Source organism: Lentzea sp. NPDC003310 (genome assembly GCF_040610935.1).
Taxonomy (GTDB): domain Bacteria; phylum Actinomycetota; class Actinomycetes; order Mycobacteriales; family Pseudonocardiaceae; genus Lentzea.
Map to the genome: position 1 here is coordinate 249,666 of NZ_JBEXNC010000013.1, position 15,069 is coordinate 264,734.

Here is a 15,069-nt window from a genome sequence, read left to right on the forward strand (position 1 = left end):
TCAACCCTGGCGAGCGGTTCAGCCCTGCTGGGCCTGCGCCTCCGCGACCTTCGCGCGGACCTCGTCCATGTCCACCTTGCGCGCCTGGTCGATCAGGTCGTCCAGAGCGGGCCCGGGCAGCGCGCCAGGCTGCGAGAACAGCATCACGCCGTCGCGCACGATCATCAGCGTCGGGATCGACCGGATGCCGAACGTGGCCGCGAGCTCCTGCTGCGCCTCGGTGTCGACCTTGCCGAACACGATGTCCTCGTTCTTGTCCGACGCGGCCTCGTACGTGGGCCCGAACGCGCGGCACGGACCGCACCACTCGGCCCAGAAGTCGACCAGGACGATGCCGGAGCCGTCGGAGCTGCCGACCACCTCGTCGAAGTTCTCCTTGGTCAGCTCGACCGTCGCCATGTTGGTCCTCCTCGTTCGCTGGGGGCAATCGGTCCAACGGAGGGGGAGGCGGTGGAATTCCCCGAGCGGGGTCGGGGGTGGGTCCGGTCACGCCTCGGCGGACGGGGACGGGGAGGCCCGGCCGGGCGGAAACGGGGTGATCGGGCGGGTTGGGTGGCGAACCGGGCGGGGACGGGGTGGCGGACCGGGCGGGTTGGAGTGGCGAAACGGGGTGGAGCGCAGTGGCGAAACGGGCGGTGTGAGGCGGGCGGTGCTGGAGCCGGCGCGTCCGCGCTGACGGGAGCCCGGCGGCCAGGCGAGCGATCGTCCTCGGTGCGGGAGCCTGCGCGGCTGCACTGACGGGAGCTGGGCGGCCGGGCAAGCGATCGCCCTCGGTTCGGGAGCCGGCGCGTCCGTACTGACAGGCGCCGCGCGGTCGGCCAAGCGATCGCCCTCGGTGCGGGAGCGCGCGGCCGCACGAGGCGTCCGCCGCGCGGTGAGCAGCCGCTGCCCCGAGCTGCTTCAACTTTTTGTGGAGCCCTTCAACAACCCCTAGATGGACCCGAAAGAAGCTCGTTTGCGCAGCTCATCGGCCATGCCCGAGTTCCCGGCCCAAGATCGCTCACTGCCCGTACGTCGCAAAAGTCGGTTTCAACTTTTTGTGGACGTCTTCAACTCGGCGTTGTACGGTCCCCGCCATGAAGCCGCGCCTGCTCGTGACCTCGCTGCTCGTCCTGGGGCTCGCCGCCTGCGGGTCCACGTCTGACACCTCCACGCAGACGTCCACTCCGCCGTCCTCCGACCTGTCGTCGGTCAAGAAGGACGACGCGCTCGCCGCGCTGGTGCCGGCCGAGATCGCCTCGACCGGCACGTTGAAGGTCGGGTCGAACATCCAGAACCCGCCCAACAACTTCTACGACCAGGACGGCAAGACCCCGATGGGGTCCGAGGTCGACCTGATCAAGGCGATCGCCGCCAAGCTCGGGCTCAAGGCCGAGCACAGCGACATGGCGTTCAGCTCGCTGATCACGAGCCTCGAGACCGGCCGGGTCGACGTGACCATGGCCGCGATGAACGACACCGCCGAGCGCCAGCAGAAGATCGACTTCGTCGACTACTTCACGTCCGGCATCACGATCATGGTGCAGAAGGGGAACCCGCAGGGGGTGAAGACCCCGGAGGACCTGTGCGGCAAGGGCATCGCGGTGAACCTGGGCAGCTCGCAGGAGCAGTTCGGCAAGGAGCAGAGCGAGAAGTGCAAGGCGGCGGGCAAGCCGGAGGTGACGCTCAGCGTGACCGACAGCGACACCGGCAACCAGAACCAGCTGCGCACCGGCCGCGTCGCCGCGATCCTCAACGACCTGCCGACCGCCGTCTACGTCGCGAAGACCGCGGGTGACGGCGAGTACTTCGAGGTCGTGCCGCTCGCGCCGATCAACGGTGGCCCGTACGGCATCGGCGTCGCCAAGAAGAACGCCAAGCTCTCCGAGGCGATCAAGGGCGCGCTGCAGTCCCTGATCGACGACGGCACCTACGACAAGATCGTCACCAATTGGGACATCAAGCAGGGTGCGATCACGAAGGCCGCCATCAATGGCAAGTGACACGCGTATGAACGATGTCAGGGAAGAACTGGTCGTCGTGCCGCTGCGCCACCCCTGGCGGTGGGTCAGCGGCGCGGTGATCGTGCTGGTCATCGCGGGGCTGGGCTGGGCGATGTCCGAGGCCCAGATCCAGTGGGAGGACGTGCCGGGGTTCTTCACGCACCCCGTGATGCTCGAAGGCCTGCTCAACACCATCGTGCTCGCGGTCGCGGCGCAGGGTGGCGCGATCGTGCTCGGGGTCGTCATCGCGCTGATGCGGTTGTCGGCCAACCCGGTCGCACGGTGGTTCGCGGTCGGCTACATCTGGCTCTTCCGCGGGCTGCCGGTGCTGCTGCAGATCCTGATCTGGTTCAACCTCGCGCTGATCTTCAAGAACATCAGCATCCCGATGCTGTTCTCCGTGCCCACCAACGTGGTCATGACGGCGTTCGTCGCGGCCCTGCTCGGCCTGGGTCTCAACGAGAGCGCGTACATGGCGGAGATCGTGCGGGCCGGGCTGAGCAGCGTCGACGAGGGGCAGACCGAGGCGGCGAAGTCGATCGGCATGACGCCGCTCAAGACGCTGAGCAGGGTCGTGCTGCCGCAGGCGATGCGCGTGATCATCCCGCCCACGGGCAACAACTTCATCAACATGATCAAGGGCACCTCGATGGCGTCGGTGATCGCCTTCCTGGAGCTCATCCACGCCGCGAACAACATCTCGTCGCGGAACCTGGAGATCATGGAAACCCTGTTCGCCGCCGCGGCCTGGTACCTCGTGATGGTGTCCCTCGCGTCGATCGGGCAGCACTACCTGGAGCGTGCTTATGGCCCTCGTTGAGGCGGTCGGTGTCCGCAAGTCGTTCGGCCACACCGAGGTGCTGAAGGGCATCGACCTGGAGGTCGAGCGCGGCGAGGTCGTGTGCCTGCTCGGGCCGTCGGGCGCGGGCAAGTCGACGTTCCTGCGCTGCGTGAACCACCTGGAGACCATCGACGCCGGCCGCATCTGGGTCGACGGCGTGCCGGTCGGGTTCCGCGCGTCGGGCGGCAAGCTGTACGAGCTGCGCGAGAAGGACGTGGCCGCGCAACGCCGCGACGTCGGGATGGTGTTCCAGCGGTTCAACCTGTTCCCGCACCGCACGGCGCTGGAGAACATCATGGAAGGCCCCGTGCAGGTGCTCGGGCGGCGCAAGGCCGAGGTGGGCGCGGAGGCGCTGGCCCTGCTCGACCGGGTCGGCCTGGCCGAGAAGGCCTCGGCGTACCCGGCGCAGCTGTCCGGTGGTCAGCAGCAACGTGTTGCGATCGCGCGTGCCCTGGCGATGAAACCCAAGCTGATGCTGTTCGACGAGCCCACGTCCGCGTTGGACCCGGAGCTGGTCGGCGAGGTGCTCGACGTGATGACCTCGCTGGCCCGCGACGGCATGACGATGATCGTGGTCACTCACGAGATCGGCTTCGCCCGCTCGGTCGCCGACCGCGTGGTGTTCCTCGTCGACGGCGCGGTGGTCGAGTCCGGCACACCCGCCGACGTGCTGGACAATCCGCAGCAGCCGCGCACGCAACAGTTCCTCGCAAAGGTGCTCTGAGTTGATCGACGCCTCGTACCTCGCCCAGTTCCGCGAACCGGAGGGGTATCTCGACTTCGCCCGGTTCGGCCCGCCCTCGCTGCCGGTGGTCACCGCCACCACGCGCCTGCTGGAACAGGCCTCGCTCGCCGGTCCCTCCACAGTGGACACGCTGATGCGCGAGGAACAACGGGTGAAGGCCGCCGTCGCGCGCCTCTGCCGCACCGACACCGACCACGTGGCGCTGGTGCCGAACACGTCGATCGGCCTGTTCCAGGCGGCCTTCGGCCTGTCCGGCACGGTCATGTACTCGGCGGCGGAGTTCCCGTCCAACACCTACCCGTGGGTGCGGGCGGGTCTGCCGTCGGTGGTGCTCGACGGCCCGGTCCACCCCGCGGCCGTCGCCACCCACCTGACACCGGAGGTCTCGGCGCTCTCGGTGTCCGCAGTGGACTTCCGCACCGGCTACCGCGCGGACCTGGCGGCGTTGCGCGAGGCGGTGGGCGACCGCCTGCTCGTCGTGGACGGCATCCAGGGCTTCGGTGTCGTCGACGAACCGTGGGAGCTGGCCGACGTCCTCGTGGTCGGCGGCCAGAAGTGGCTGCGGGCGGGCTGGAGCACCGGGTTCGTCGTGCTCTCGGACCGCGCCCTGGAACGGCTTTCGCCGGTGCTGTCCGGCTGGACCGGCGCGGTGGACGCGGGCCTGTTCGACGACGAGGTGCACGACGCCGCCCCGGACGCCGCCTCCTGGAACATCACGAACCTCTCCCCGGTCGTCTCCGGCGCCTTCGCCGAGGCACTGGAGTTGGTGGAACTGGCCGGCGTCACGGCGTTGGACACGGCCGTGGGCGAGATCGTCGCCGAGGTCGAGGAGATCGTGCTGTCGGCGGGCGGCAAGATCGTGTCGGCACGCGAACGCCGCGCCGGCATCCTGGCGTTCACCATGCCCGAGGCCGCCTCCGTGGTGGGGGAGGCGTTGAACGCCTTCGGCATCACCGCCACCGTTCGTCCCGAGCACGTGCGCCTCTCCCCGCACGCCACCACGTCACGAGGCACGCTGGAACGCCTGCGCGCCGCGCTGAAGTCGTTGTCCGGCGCCGCTTCCTCCCCGATCCCGGCAGCCCTTTCGGCACTGGTGCCCACCATCGACAGCCTCGCCTCCGCGCTGGGGCCGGACACCGAGGTGGTCGTGCACGACTTGTCGCGCTTGCCCAACTCGATCATCGCGATCGCGGGCTCGCTGACCGGCCGCCAGGTGGGCGGGCCGATGACGGACCTGCTGCTGGGGCTGGTCCGCCGCGGCACCACGACCGACATGCCCGGCTACGAGACCTACGCTCCCGACGGCCGCGCGATCTGGTCGTCGACCACCTTCGTGCGTGACGCCGCGGGGGTGGCCGTGGGCTGCCTGTGCGTCAACAAGCTCGCCTCGCACGAGGCGTCCGGTCCCGTCGAGTCGTTCCCGCAGGACGTGGACACGCTGCAGCGCTCGCTGGTCGAGAAGGCGATCGCGGACGTGGGCGTGCCGGTCGAGCTGATGAAGAAGGTGCACAAGTCGCAGGTGGTGCGGGTGCTGGACGAGGCGGGGTTCTTCCTGATCCGCGACTCGGTCGACCACCTGGCGGGCGTCCTGGAGGTCACCCGCTACACGATCTACAACTACCTCAACGAGCAGCGAGGGACCTGAGCAGCGCCCGCCAGGCGGGGGAGGAGAACGCGAGCACGTCGCCGCCCGCGTTCTTCGAGTCCCGGACGCGGGGGCGTTGCCGCGACGGGCGTGGGACGGGTGCCGGGACGTGGCGCGACTCCTGGGCGGGACTCATCCCGTTCCGACGGGCTGGGTGAGGTACTGGGCCAGCCGGTGGCGGGTTCGCTCGTGATCGAGGGCGACCTTCGCCAGCTGTTTGAAGTGCTGCCGGGCCTGGGCGATCGCGCCGAGGTCTTGGACGAACACGCGAGCGAACTCGGACTCGCTGTAGGCGACGGGGTTCGCCTTCTCGTACTCCCACATCATGAAGCCGGGCGACAGCACCGGGACGTCCGCCGGCACGAGCCGGATGAGGTGGGCTTTGGCGTGCAGCCGTCGGTACTGCGCTTGCATGATCTCGGGGCTGCCGAGCGTCTGCTGCAGCGCTAGCTCATGGAGGAAGAACACGCAATCCGGCCGATCGTGTCGCCGCAGGATCGACTGGCGGTCGGTCCGGCACCGCACGAGTTCGGGAATCCGCTCCTGTGAGACGGAGCCGTGCGCCTGGTAGACGGCCGTGGCGTACTCCGGAACCTGGAACAGGCCTGTCACGATCATCGTGTCGTAGCCGGTGATGGCCCTGGCGGTCGCCTCCGCCATGCCGACCGTCCGCAGGTTGCCGGACAGCTGCACGACGTACTCGTCGAAGGCATACTGGTAGCGGCGCTTGAAGTCGTTGATGTAGTCGATGTCCTTGCCGCACATGGACAAGTACTGGATGAGGTCGACCTCGCTCGCGCGCGCCTTGCCGTGCTCGATCGTGGAGATCTTGCTCGGGTCCCAGCCCAGCTTCACGGCCAACTTGTTCCCGCTCAAACCGGTGCAGGTCTCGCGCAGCCGGCGGAGCTCGTCGCCCAGGTCCCTGCTGTAGGCGGTGGATGCAGTCATACGCCGACGCTATGGCTTGCAGCCACTACAAGCAGGTGCTCGTTCGGGTGAAAACAAACCCGAGTCACGAAGCTTTCGTGAAACTTTCATCTTCCCCAACCGTCATCTCGGCTTTACCGTTCCAGGTGTGAGAGCGCTCTCAAAGACGAGATGGCGGCGGGGACTAGCCGCCGCAGCGATTGCCCTGTCGTCATTGGCGACGGTCGAGGCCGCGTACGCGGCCGACGACTACACGCAGAACGTGACCGCGATCGACGCGACTCAGGCCCGGATCAACTTCACGCCGACGACCCCTGCGAACTACGTCGACGTGCACTACCTGATCCCGGGTGTGCCACAGCAGAACTTCCGCATGACCAACAACGCCGGTACCTGGCAGAAGACCGTCGGGTCGCTGTCGGCCGGCACGGTCGTCGACTACTGGTTCACCTACGAGAAGAGCGGTCCGCAGTACGACACGCCGCACTTCAGCTACACCCACCAGGGTGCGGCGCAGCCGGTGGCGACGCCGACGTTCAGCCCGCCCGGCGGCACGTACTCGACCGCGCAGACGGTGACGATCTCCACGAGCACGTCCGGTGCGACGATCCGCTACACCACGGACGGGTCGACGCCGACCAGCAGCTCGCCGGTCTACAGCGGGCCGATCTCGGTGGCCGGCAACAGGACCATCAACGCGATCGGCATCAAGTCGGGTCAGCCCAACTCGGCGGTCGGCAGTGCGAGCTACGTGATCGGCACGCCGGTCGCGACGCCGACGTTCAGTCCGCCCGGTGGTGCTTACGCGTCCGCACAGACGGTGACGATCTCCACGGCGACGAGCGGTGCGACGATCCGGTACACAGTGGACGGATCGACGCCGACCACGAGCAGCCCGGTCTACAGCGGGCCGATCTCGGTGCCCAGCAACAGGACCATCAACGCGATCGGGATCAAGTCCGGGCTCGCGAACTCGGCCGTGGCCAGTGCGACGTACGCGATCGGGACGCAGCAAGGGTGTCTGCAGTCCGAGGTGCCGAACTTCGGGCCGAACACGCGCATCTTCGACCCGAGCATGTCGGCGACGAGCATCCAGACGCAGCTCGACATCGACTTCAACAACCAGAAGGACACGATCACCGCGCAGATGGCGCCGCGGCGGGTCGCGCACCTGTTCAAGCCCGGTACCTACAGCGGTATCCACGACGACGTCGGCTACTACACGTCGGTTTCGGGGCTGGGCCGCAACCCTGGCGATGTCGTGATCAACGGTGACATCACCGTCGACGCGTTCAACGAGTCCGACAAGGGTGTGGCGCTGCAGAACTTCTGGCGCTCCGCCGAGAACATGGCCGTGGTCCCGAGCAACGGCACCAACCGGTGGGCCGTCGCGCAGGCCGCGCCGTTCCGCCGCATGGACGTCCGCGGCAACCTGGCGCTCTACCCGGCCAGCTACGGGTTCGCGTCCGGCGGCTACACCGCGGACACCCGCGTGTCCGGTCAGACCGCCTCGGTGTCGCAGCAGCAGTGGTACACCCGCGACTCCAACTACGGCAGCTGGAACGGTGGCGTGTGGAACATGGTGTTCTCCGGAACGCCGGGTGCTCCCGCGACCACGTTCCCGAACCCGCCGTCGACGAACCTCGCGACGACGCCGATCTCGCGCGACGTGCCGTACCTGTACTTCGAGAACGGCAAGTACCGGGTGTTCCTGCCCTCGTTGCGCACCAACGCCTCCGGCGCGTCGTGGGTCAACGGCGGCACGCCCGGCACGTCGCTGTCGATGAGCGAGTTCTACGTCGTCAAGGCCGGCGACACCGCGGCCACGATCAACGCGGCGCTCGGCAACGGCTGCAACCTGTTCTTCACGCCTGGCATCTACAACGTCAACCAGACGATCAACATCACGCGGCCGAACACCGTCGTGCTGGGCATCGGCTACGCGACGATCGTGCCGCAGAACGGCGTCACCGCGATGCAGGTCGCGGACGTCGACGGCGTGCGGATCAAGGGCGTCCTGTTCGACGCGGGCACCACGCTGTCGAACTCGCTGCTGACCGTCGGCCCGGCCGGCTCGTCGGCCTCGCACGCGTCCAACCCGACCACGCTGCAGGACGTGTTCTTCCGCGTCGGCGGCGCGATCGCGGGCAAGGCGACGAACAGCCTCGTGATCAACAGCAACGACGTGATCATCGACCACACCTGGATCTGGCGCGCCGACCACGGCAACGCCGGCACCTGGGGCTGGGACGAGGCCATCGGTGACACCGGCCTGGTCGTGAACGGGGCCAACGTGCTGGCCACCGGCCTGTTCGTCGAGCACTACCAGAAGTACCAGGTCATCTGGAACGGCAACGGCGGGCGGACCATCTTCTTCCAGAACGAGATGCCGTACGACGTGCCCAACCAGGCGTCCTGGATGGCACCCAACGGCGTGACGGGCTACGCGGCCTACAAGGTCGCCGACAGCGTCACGACGCACGAGGCGTGGGGCCTGGGCAGCTACTGCTTCTTCAACGTCAACCCGTCGGTGCGCGCCGAGAACGCGTTCGAGGTGCCCAACCGGTCCGGCGTGAGGATGCACAACCTGCTGACCGTGTCGCTGAACTACCAGGGCACGATCTCCCACGTGATCAACGGCGTGGGCGGGGTGACACCGCCGGGCACGGTCCCGGTGAACGTCGTCAGCTACCCGTAGGACCGCTCTGACGTGCGGCCCGTCACCTCCTCCTGGTGACGGGCCGCACCGCTGCCGCCACCTATGATCGGGCCATGTCGATCGACCGTGGTGCCGCGTTCGCCGAGTTCTGGACCGAACGGCACCTGTGCACCCTCTCCACCGTCCGCCTCGACGGGACTCCGCACGTGGTGCCGGTCGGCGTCACGCTCGACGCCGAGGCGGGGATCGCCCGGGTCATCACCTCCGGCGCGTCGTGGAAGGTCAAGCACGTCAGCGAGGCCGGGTACGCGGCGGTGTGCCAGGTGGACGGTCGGCGGTGGTCCACGTTGGAGGGTCCCGCCGTCGTGCGCGACGACGTGGAATCCGTGCGCGAGGCCGAGCGGCGGTACGCGTTGCGGTACAAGAAGCCGCGGGTCAACCCCGAGCGGGTCGTGATCGAGATCCAGGTGAAGCGTGTCACCGGCACCGTCTGACGTCGTGGTCGTCGGCATCGGCGCCGACGGCTGGGACGGGCTGTCCCCTGCCGCCCAGCAGGCTGTTTCCACCTCGCGCGTGCTGATGGGCTCGCAGCGCCAGCTCGACCTGGTGCCGGGGGAGTTCGAACGGGTCGCGTGGCCGTCGCCGCTGGTACCCGCGCTGCCCGCGTTGTTCGAGAGGTACCGCGACGTGTGCGTCCTCGCGTCCGGTGACCCCATGTTCCACGGCATCGGCACGACGCTGGTGCGGCTGCTCGGCGACCGGGTGACGGTGATCCCGCATCCGTCCTCTGTGTCCCTCGCGTGCGCGCGGCTCGGCTGGGCGTTGAACGAGGTCGAGGTCGTGTCGCTGGTGGCGCGCTCGACCGACCTGCTACGCCCCGTGTTGACCCCGGGACAGCGCGTGCTCGTGCTCGGCGGGGACCCGGAGACCGTTGCGGCACTTGCCGGACCGATCACGGTGCTCGAACAGCTAGGTGGTCCCGCCGAGCGGGTTTACCCTTGGTCCGGGCAGGACTCGGACCCGCTGTGCGTGATCGCGGTCGAGTACCGCGGGAGCGCTCTCTCGAGGGTCCCCGGACTGCCCGACGACGTGTACGAATCCGATGGCCAGCTGACGAAGCGAGAGGTGCGGGCTATTTCGCTGTCGAGATTGGCGCCGCTGCCCGGGCAGCTGCTGTGGGACGTCGGCGCGGGTTCGGGTTCCATCGCCATCGAATGGGCGCGCACGCACCCGACGTGCCGCGCGATCGCGATCGAGCAGTCCGCCGAACGCGCAGAGCGAATCTCCGGTAACGCAGCGTCCCTGGGCGTGCCTGGGGTGGTGGTCCACATCGGACGCGCGCCGGACGCGCTGGAGGGTTTGGAGAAGCCCGACGCGATCTTCATCGGTGGCGGCGTGACGGTGCCCGGCGTGCTGCAGGCCTGCTGGGACGCCCTGGCGGCGGGCGGCCGGCTCGTCGTCAACGCCGTGACGCTCGAGTCCGAGGCCGTCGTGGCGCAGTGGTACGCGAAGCTCGGCGGCGACCTGGTGCGGATCGCGGTGAACCGCGGTTCGTCGGTCGGCAAGTTCACCGGGTGGCGGCCGCACATGCCCGTCACGACCTGGAGCGTGACGAAGTGACCGTGCACTTCATCGGGGCCGGCCCCGGAGCGGCCGACCTGATCACGGTGCGGGGCCGTGCGCTGATCGAGTCCTCGCCCGTCTGCCTGTACGCGGGCGCGCTGGTGCCCGTGGAGCTGCTGGACTTCTGCCCCGAGGGCGCGCGCAAGGTCGACACGGCCGAGCTGACGCTGGACGAGATCGTGGCCGAGCTGGTCGCGGCGTCGGAGCAGGGCCTCGACGTGGCCCGGCTGCACTCCGGGGACCCGGCGGTGTTCAGCGCGATGGCCGAGCAGATGCGCCGGTTGGACGCGCTGGAGATCGCCTACGACGTGACGCCCGGCGTGCCGGCGTTCGCGGCCGCCGCGGCGTCGTTGCAGCGCGAGCTGACGGTGCCGGGCGTGGGGCAGACGGTGATCCTCACGCGCACCTCGCAGCGCGCCACGCCGATGCCGGACGGTGAGGACCTGGACACGCTGGGTCGCAGCCGCGCGACCCTCGTGCTGCACCTGGCCGTGCAGCGGATCAACGAGGTCGTCGCCGAACTCGTGCCGAACTACGGGCTGGACTGCCCGGTCGCGGTCGTCGCCTACGCCTCCCGCGAGGACGAGGTCGTGCTGCGCGGGACGCTCGACGACATCGCCGCGCAGGTCGCCGCCGCCGGGATCAAGCGGACCGCGGTGATCATCGTGGGACGGACGCTCGGCGCGACCCAGTTCCCCGACAGCCACCTGTACTCCGCGACCCGCGTTCGATGATCCTGATCCTCGGCGGGACCGGGGAGGCGCGCGAGCTGGCGTCCCGCGTGCCTGCCGTCTCCTCGCTCGCCGGCCGGGTGAGCAACCCCGCTCTTCCCGCCGGCGAGGTGCGGATCGGCGGGTTCGGCGGTGTCGACGGGCTCGCGCAGTGGTTGCGCGACAACGATGTCCGGGCCGTGGTGGACGCGACGCACCCGTTCGCGCGGCAGATCACCGCGAACGCGTACGAGGCCTGTTCGCGGGTCGGCGTGCCGCTGCTGATCCTGCGGCGGCCGGGGTTCACGCCGGTCGAGGGCTGGCACTGGGTGGACAGCGTCGCCGAGGCCGCGGCGAACCTGCCCGGCGAGCGGGTCTTCCTCACCACCGGGCGGCAGGACCTGGCCGAGTTCGCCGGGTGCCCGCAGTGGTTCCTGGCCCGCATGGTCGAACCGCCGGAACCCCCGCTGCCGCAGCGGATCGAGGTGCTGCTGTCGCGCGGACCGTTCACTGTGGACGGTGAGCTGGAGCTGATGCGGTCGCACCGGATCGACGTGCTCGTCACCAAGGACAGCGGTGGTTCGATGACGTCGGCCAAGCTGGAGGCCGCGCGTCAGCTCGGGATTCCTGTGGTGATCGTGCGCCGGCCACCGCTCCCGCCCGCGGAAGTGGTGGCCGACGTCGATGCCGCTGTCAGGTGGTTGGGTACCGCCGGGGCGTGAACACGACGCCCTGCGGCGTCACGATCGTCTGCGACGAACCGATGATCAGCAGGCACCGCATGTCGATCGTGGCCGGGTCGAGCGCGCCGAGCGTCAGCACCCGGATCTCCTCCTCCGGGCCGCCGACGTCGCGGCCGACGACGACCGGGGTCTGCGGATCGCGGTGCTGGAGCAGCAGATCGCGCATGTCCGCCACCTGGTGGGTGCGCGCCTTCGACGCCGGGTTGTAGATCGCGATCACCAGGTCCGCCTTCGCGGTGGCGGCCAGGCGTTCGGCGATGACGTCCCACGGCTTGAGCCGGTCGCTCAGGGAGATCACCGCGTAGTCGTGGCCCAGCGGCGCGCCGGCCTTGGCCGCCACGGCGTTCGCCGCCGTCACACCGGGGATGACGCGGACCGGCACGTCGGCGGTCTCGGCGGCGACCTCCAGCACGGCGGTGGCCATCGCGAAGACACCGGGATCGCCGGACGAGACCACCGCGACCCGCGCACCCTTGCGGGCGAGGTCGAGCGCGAACGCCGCGCGCTCCGACTCCACCTGGTTGTGCGACAGGTGCCGCTGCTGGCCGGGCCGCTGCGGGACGCGGTTCAGGTAGGTGCTGTAGCCGACCAGCTCGTCGGCGGCCTCCAGCTCCTGACGGGCTTCCGGGGTGAGCCAGGCGCGGTCGCCCGGACCGAGGCCCACGACGACGACCTCACCCTTGGGCTTCGGCGGCCGAGACTGGCTCGGCAGCACGGCGATCGAGAAGTACGGCACCGACTCGGGATCGACGTCGGCCAGCGGCGCCATCTTCTGGCGCTTGCCGGTGGCGCGCTCGACGTACCAGGCGCCCTCGAGCCGGCCGGACGCCTCGAGCGCCTCGCGGACGTTGCCGAACGTGCGGCCCAGCTTGAGGATCGCGGCGCAGTCGGTGTCGGCGATCCGGGCGGCGAGCTCCGCGGGAGGCAGCGTGCCGGGCAGGATCGTGAGGACCTCGTCGCGTTCCACGAGCGGAGTGCCGAGAACGGCCGACGCGCCGCTCACCGACGTGACGCCGGGGACGACCTCCCACTCGTAGCGGTCCTTGAGGCGCTTGTGCATGTGCATGTAGGAGCCGTAGAAGAACGGGTCCCCGGCCGCGAGCACGACGACGTCGCGGCCGGCGTCGAGGTGCGCGGCCAGCTTGGCGGCGGCCTCCTCGTAGAAGGCGTCGATCTCACCCTGGTAGTCGTCGGTGTCCTCGGTGGTGACCGGGTAGACGAGCTGCTCGACGATCTGCGGGTTCGGGTCGTCCTGCGTGCGGAAGTACGGCTCCGCGATGGTCTTCGCGATGCTGCGGCCGTGGCGGGCGCTGTGGAACGCGACCACGTCGGCGTCGTGGATGAGCCGTGCGGCCTTGACCGTCACGAGTTCGGGGTCGCCGGGACCCACGCCGACGCCGTAGAGCTTGCCCGTCATCACTCTTCCTCGCTCGCGATCGCGTTGATGGCCGCCGCCGTCATGGCGCTGCCGCCGCGCCGGCCGCGCACCACCAGGTGCTCCAGATCCGTTGCGGCCAAAGCATCTTTGGACTCCGCCGCCCCGATGAACCCGACCGGGATGCCCAGCACCGCGGCGGGCCGCGGCGCACCGGCGGCGATCAGGTCAAGAAGGTGGAACAGTGCGGTGGGGGCGTTGCCGATCGCGATCACGGCACCGTCGAACCGGTCCGCGAGCAGTTCCAGGGCGGCGGCGCTGCGCGTGTTGCCGATCGTCTTCGCCAGCTCGGGCGTGCGCGGGTCCTGGAGGAAGCAGAGGACCTCGTTGTCCGCGGGCAGGCGGCGGCGGGTCACGCCGGACGCGACCATGTTGGCGTCGCACAGGATCGGCGCGCCGGCCCGCAACGCCGCGCGGGCGTCGCGGACCACGTTCGCCGAGAACGCGACGTCCTGCGGCAGGTCGGTCATGCCGCACGCGTGGATCATGCGGACGACGACCTTCGCGACGTCGTCGGGGAACCCGGTGAGGTCCGACTCCGCGCGGATGGTGGCGAAGGACTGGCGGTAGATCTCAGCCCCGTCCTTGATGTACTGCGTCAACGGATCTCCTCGTAGCCGTCGCCCGTCGCGACGAACTCGATCACTTCCCCTGCCGGGCGGCCGCAACGGCGGGCACACCCCGACCAGTGCACCGGGAGGGTGTGCGGGGTGCCGAGCCACGCCCGTGCGTCGGCTCGTACGTCGGACAGCGATTTCGCGCAGCCGGGGCGTCCGGTGCAGGCGCTCACGCCGTGCCACGGCGAGGCCGGGTCGGTGATGAGGCCGGCCGTGTCGGTACCGGCGGGCACCACGAGGCTGCGCCACGGCGTGAGGCGGAGCGCGACGCCGGGAAGCTGCGCGGCGTCGAGGCGGCCGAGCGGAACTCCCGGGGTCAACGGTGAAGGTGCGACAGGGGTCACAGCGGGCGTGACGCGCGGGGCATCGGAGGCGCCGAAGTGCGCGGTGATCTTTCGCACACCGTCGTCCACTTCGGACAGGCGCCAGGCCGCGCCGCGCAGCCGCTGGAAGAGGCGGGCGGCGGACAGGACGGCGGCCACCGGGTCGGTCACGCGGACGCCGGTGTCGCGGCCCGCGAGCAGCAGGACGAAGCCGCCGTCCGCGTCGCTGACCAGCCCGAAGTCCCCGCCGAGGCCGCTCACCGAGTGCCCGACCGTGAGCAGGAAACGGCCCGGCAGCGCGGCCAGCAGGGGGTCCGCGCACAGGGCCGCGTCGATCTCGTCGACGAGCTCCTGGTTGTCCTCCAGCGGCGCCGCGATGATGTTGCGCATCCGCTCGTGCGTGGCCGACGGCAGCAGGCCCGCCGCGGCCAGCCGCGCGCCCAGTTCCACGCCGTCCGCGAGTCCCCTGATCTGGAGGTTCGCCCGCGAAGTCAGTTCCACTGAACCGTTTCCGAGCTCGGCGGCCGCGACCCGCACGACGTCCCACTGAGCAGCGGAAAGAGTGCCGCCGGGCACCCGGATGCGCGCCAGCCCGCCGTCGGCTGCCTGGTGCAGCTCGACGGCGCCGGGGCAGGCATCCGGGTGACTACGCATAGGTCGGACTGTAACCCGCCGGTTAGGGTGAGCCCGAACGACGAAGCGCAGGAGGAAGCCGGTGCGAATCCGGCGCGGTCCCGCCACTGTGACCAGCACCGCTGGGAGTCAGGAACTCTGCTTCGGCCGTGACCCGCAACCTGGGGCGAGGACCCCACGAGGGAT

The 15,069-nt window shown here is 69.7% G+C and carries 15 protein-coding genes and 1 riboswitch; of the genes, 9 read left to right on the top strand and 6 right to left on the bottom strand.

Annotated features, from left to right (window positions below):
- Window positions 1-18 precede the first annotated feature (18 nt).
- A complete protein-coding gene (trxA, locus tag ABZX02_RS27485) occupies window positions 19-399 on the bottom strand; it encodes a thioredoxin (RefSeq protein WP_355302085.1) in 381 nt (126 codons plus the stop codon).
- A gap of 677 nt (window positions 400-1,076) precedes the next feature.
- On the opposite strand from trxA, the gene ABZX02_RS27490 reads away from it, so the two are divergent.
- From ABZX02_RS27490 to ABZX02_RS27505, 4 genes are read left to right on the top strand one after another with little or no spacing between them, the layout of a single operon-like run.
- Window positions 1,077-1,982, top strand: coding sequence for an ABC transporter substrate-binding protein (locus ABZX02_RS27490; RefSeq protein ID WP_355302087.1), 906 nt, complete (start codon window positions 1,077-1,079; stop codon window positions 1,980-1,982).
- A gap of 7 nt (window positions 1,983-1,989) precedes the next feature.
- Window positions 1,990-2,802: an amino acid ABC transporter permease gene (locus ABZX02_RS27495; protein ID WP_355302089.1), complete on the top strand. Its 813-nt coding sequence runs from the start codon at window positions 1,990-1,992 to the stop codon at window positions 2,800-2,802.
- Window positions 2,783-3,547 (top strand): amino acid ABC transporter ATP-binding protein, encoded by a 765-nt coding sequence (locus tag ABZX02_RS27500; protein WP_355302091.1) that lies wholly within the window; start codon window positions 2,783-2,785, stop codon window positions 3,545-3,547. The genes ABZX02_RS27495 and ABZX02_RS27500 overlap by 20 nt, the downstream gene beginning before the upstream one ends.
- Before the next feature lies 1 nt (window position 3,548).
- Window positions 3,549-5,213 (top strand): aminotransferase class V-fold PLP-dependent enzyme, encoded by a 1,665-nt coding sequence (locus tag ABZX02_RS27505; protein ID WP_355302093.1) that lies wholly within the window; start codon window positions 3,549-3,551, stop codon window positions 5,211-5,213.
- Here the strand turns inward: ABZX02_RS27505 and ABZX02_RS27510 are convergent.
- Complete coding sequence (locus ABZX02_RS27510) at window positions 5,191-5,349, bottom strand: DUF397 domain-containing protein (RefSeq protein ID WP_355302095.1); 159 nt, start codon at window positions 5,347-5,349, stop codon at window positions 5,191-5,193. The two genes, ABZX02_RS27505 and ABZX02_RS27510, sit on opposite strands and share 23 nt — an antisense overlap.
- Window positions 5,346-6,161: a helix-turn-helix transcriptional regulator gene (locus ABZX02_RS27515; protein ID WP_355302097.1), complete on the bottom strand. Its 816-nt coding sequence runs from the start codon at window positions 6,159-6,161 to the stop codon at window positions 5,346-5,348. Before ABZX02_RS27515 ends, ABZX02_RS27510 begins: the two co-directional genes overlap by 4 nt.
- Before the next feature lie 193 nt (window positions 6,162-6,354).
- Here ABZX02_RS27515 and ABZX02_RS27520 point away from each other — a divergent pair, with 193 nt between their 5' ends.
- The 5 genes from ABZX02_RS27520 to ABZX02_RS27540 all read left to right on the top strand — a co-directional run bounded on the left by ABZX02_RS27520 (window position 6,355) and on the right by ABZX02_RS27540 (window position 11,854).
- Window positions 6,355-8,838, top strand: a complete 2,484-nt coding sequence (locus tag ABZX02_RS27520) for a chitobiase/beta-hexosaminidase C-terminal domain-containing protein (protein WP_355302099.1) — start codon at window positions 6,355-6,357, stop codon at window positions 8,836-8,838.
- Window positions 8,839-8,912: 74 nt separating this feature from the next.
- Window positions 8,913-9,293: a TIGR03618 family F420-dependent PPOX class oxidoreductase gene (locus ABZX02_RS27525; protein ID WP_355302100.1), complete on the top strand. Its 381-nt coding sequence runs from the start codon at window positions 8,913-8,915 to the stop codon at window positions 9,291-9,293.
- Window positions 9,274-10,419, top strand: coding sequence for a precorrin-6y C5,15-methyltransferase (decarboxylating) subunit CbiE (gene cbiE, locus ABZX02_RS27530; RefSeq protein ID WP_355302102.1), 1,146 nt, complete (start codon window positions 9,274-9,276; stop codon window positions 10,417-10,419). Before ABZX02_RS27525 ends, cbiE begins: the two co-directional genes overlap by 20 nt.
- Window positions 10,416-11,156 carry a precorrin-4 C(11)-methyltransferase gene (cobM, locus tag ABZX02_RS27535; RefSeq protein ID WP_355302104.1) on the top strand — a complete coding sequence of 247 codons (741 nt, stop codon included), beginning with the start codon at window positions 10,416-10,418 and terminating at the stop codon, window positions 11,154-11,156. Before cbiE ends, cobM begins: the two co-directional genes overlap by 4 nt.
- Complete coding sequence (locus tag ABZX02_RS27540; protein ID WP_355302105.1) at window positions 11,153-11,854, top strand: cobalt-precorrin-6A reductase; 702 nt, start codon at window positions 11,153-11,155, stop codon at window positions 11,852-11,854. The genes cobM and ABZX02_RS27540 overlap by 4 nt, the downstream gene beginning before the upstream one ends.
- Here the strand turns inward: ABZX02_RS27540 and ABZX02_RS27545 are convergent.
- Genes ABZX02_RS27545 through ABZX02_RS27555 form a run of 3 tightly spaced genes read right to left on the bottom strand, consistent with a single transcriptional unit; the run spans window position 11,826 to window position 14,904 of the window.
- Window positions 11,826-13,292, bottom strand: a complete 1,467-nt coding sequence (locus tag ABZX02_RS27545) for a precorrin-2 C(20)-methyltransferase (protein ID WP_355302106.1) — start codon at window positions 13,290-13,292, stop codon at window positions 11,826-11,828. The two genes, ABZX02_RS27540 and ABZX02_RS27545, sit on opposite strands and share 29 nt — an antisense overlap.
- Window positions 13,292-13,912, bottom strand: coding sequence for a precorrin-8X methylmutase (locus tag ABZX02_RS27550; protein ID WP_355302107.1), 621 nt, complete (start codon window positions 13,910-13,912; stop codon window positions 13,292-13,294). The genes ABZX02_RS27545 and ABZX02_RS27550 overlap by 1 nt, the downstream gene beginning before the upstream one ends.
- Entirely contained in the window at window positions 13,909-14,904 is a 996-nt protein-coding gene (locus ABZX02_RS27555) for a hypothetical protein (RefSeq protein ID WP_355302109.1), read from the bottom strand. The genes ABZX02_RS27550 and ABZX02_RS27555 overlap by 4 nt, the downstream gene beginning before the upstream one ends.
- Before the next feature lie 8 nt (window positions 14,905-14,912).
- Window positions 14,913-15,044, top strand: a riboswitch (cobalamin riboswitch).
- Window positions 15,045-15,069: the final 25 nt, after the last annotated feature.

Excerpts from the sequence above, each read along its gene's own strand:
- ABZX02_RS27515 (WP_355302097.1), bottom strand. The coding sequence starts at position 6,161 with ATGACTGCATCCACCGCCTACAGCAGGGACCTGGGCGACGAGCTCCGC.
- trxA (WP_355302085.1), bottom strand. The coding sequence starts at position 399 with ATGGCGACGGTCGAGCTGACCAAGGAGAACTTCGACGAGGTGGTCGGC.
- ABZX02_RS27490 (WP_355302087.1), top strand. The coding sequence starts at position 1,077 with ATGAAGCCGCGCCTGCTCGTGACCTCGCTGCTCGTCCTGGGGCTCGCC.
- ABZX02_RS27510 (WP_355302095.1), bottom strand. The coding sequence starts at position 5,349 with ATGAGTCCCGCCCAGGAGTCGCGCCACGTCCCGGCACCCGTCCCACGC.
- ABZX02_RS27525 (WP_355302100.1), top strand. The coding sequence starts at position 8,913 with ATGTCGATCGACCGTGGTGCCGCGTTCGCCGAGTTCTGGACCGAACGG.
- ABZX02_RS27545 (WP_355302106.1), bottom strand. The coding sequence starts at position 13,292 with ATGACGGGCAAGCTCTACGGCGTCGGCGTGGGTCCCGGCGACCCCGAA.
- ABZX02_RS27540 (WP_355302105.1), top strand. The coding sequence starts at position 11,153 with ATGATCCTGATCCTCGGCGGGACCGGGGAGGCGCGCGAGCTGGCGTCC.
- ABZX02_RS27495 (WP_355302089.1), top strand. The coding sequence starts at position 1,990 with ATGAACGATGTCAGGGAAGAACTGGTCGTCGTGCCGCTGCGCCACCCC.
- ABZX02_RS27555 (WP_355302109.1), bottom strand. The coding sequence starts at position 14,904 with ATGCGTAGTCACCCGGATGCCTGCCCCGGCGCCGTCGAGCTGCACCAG.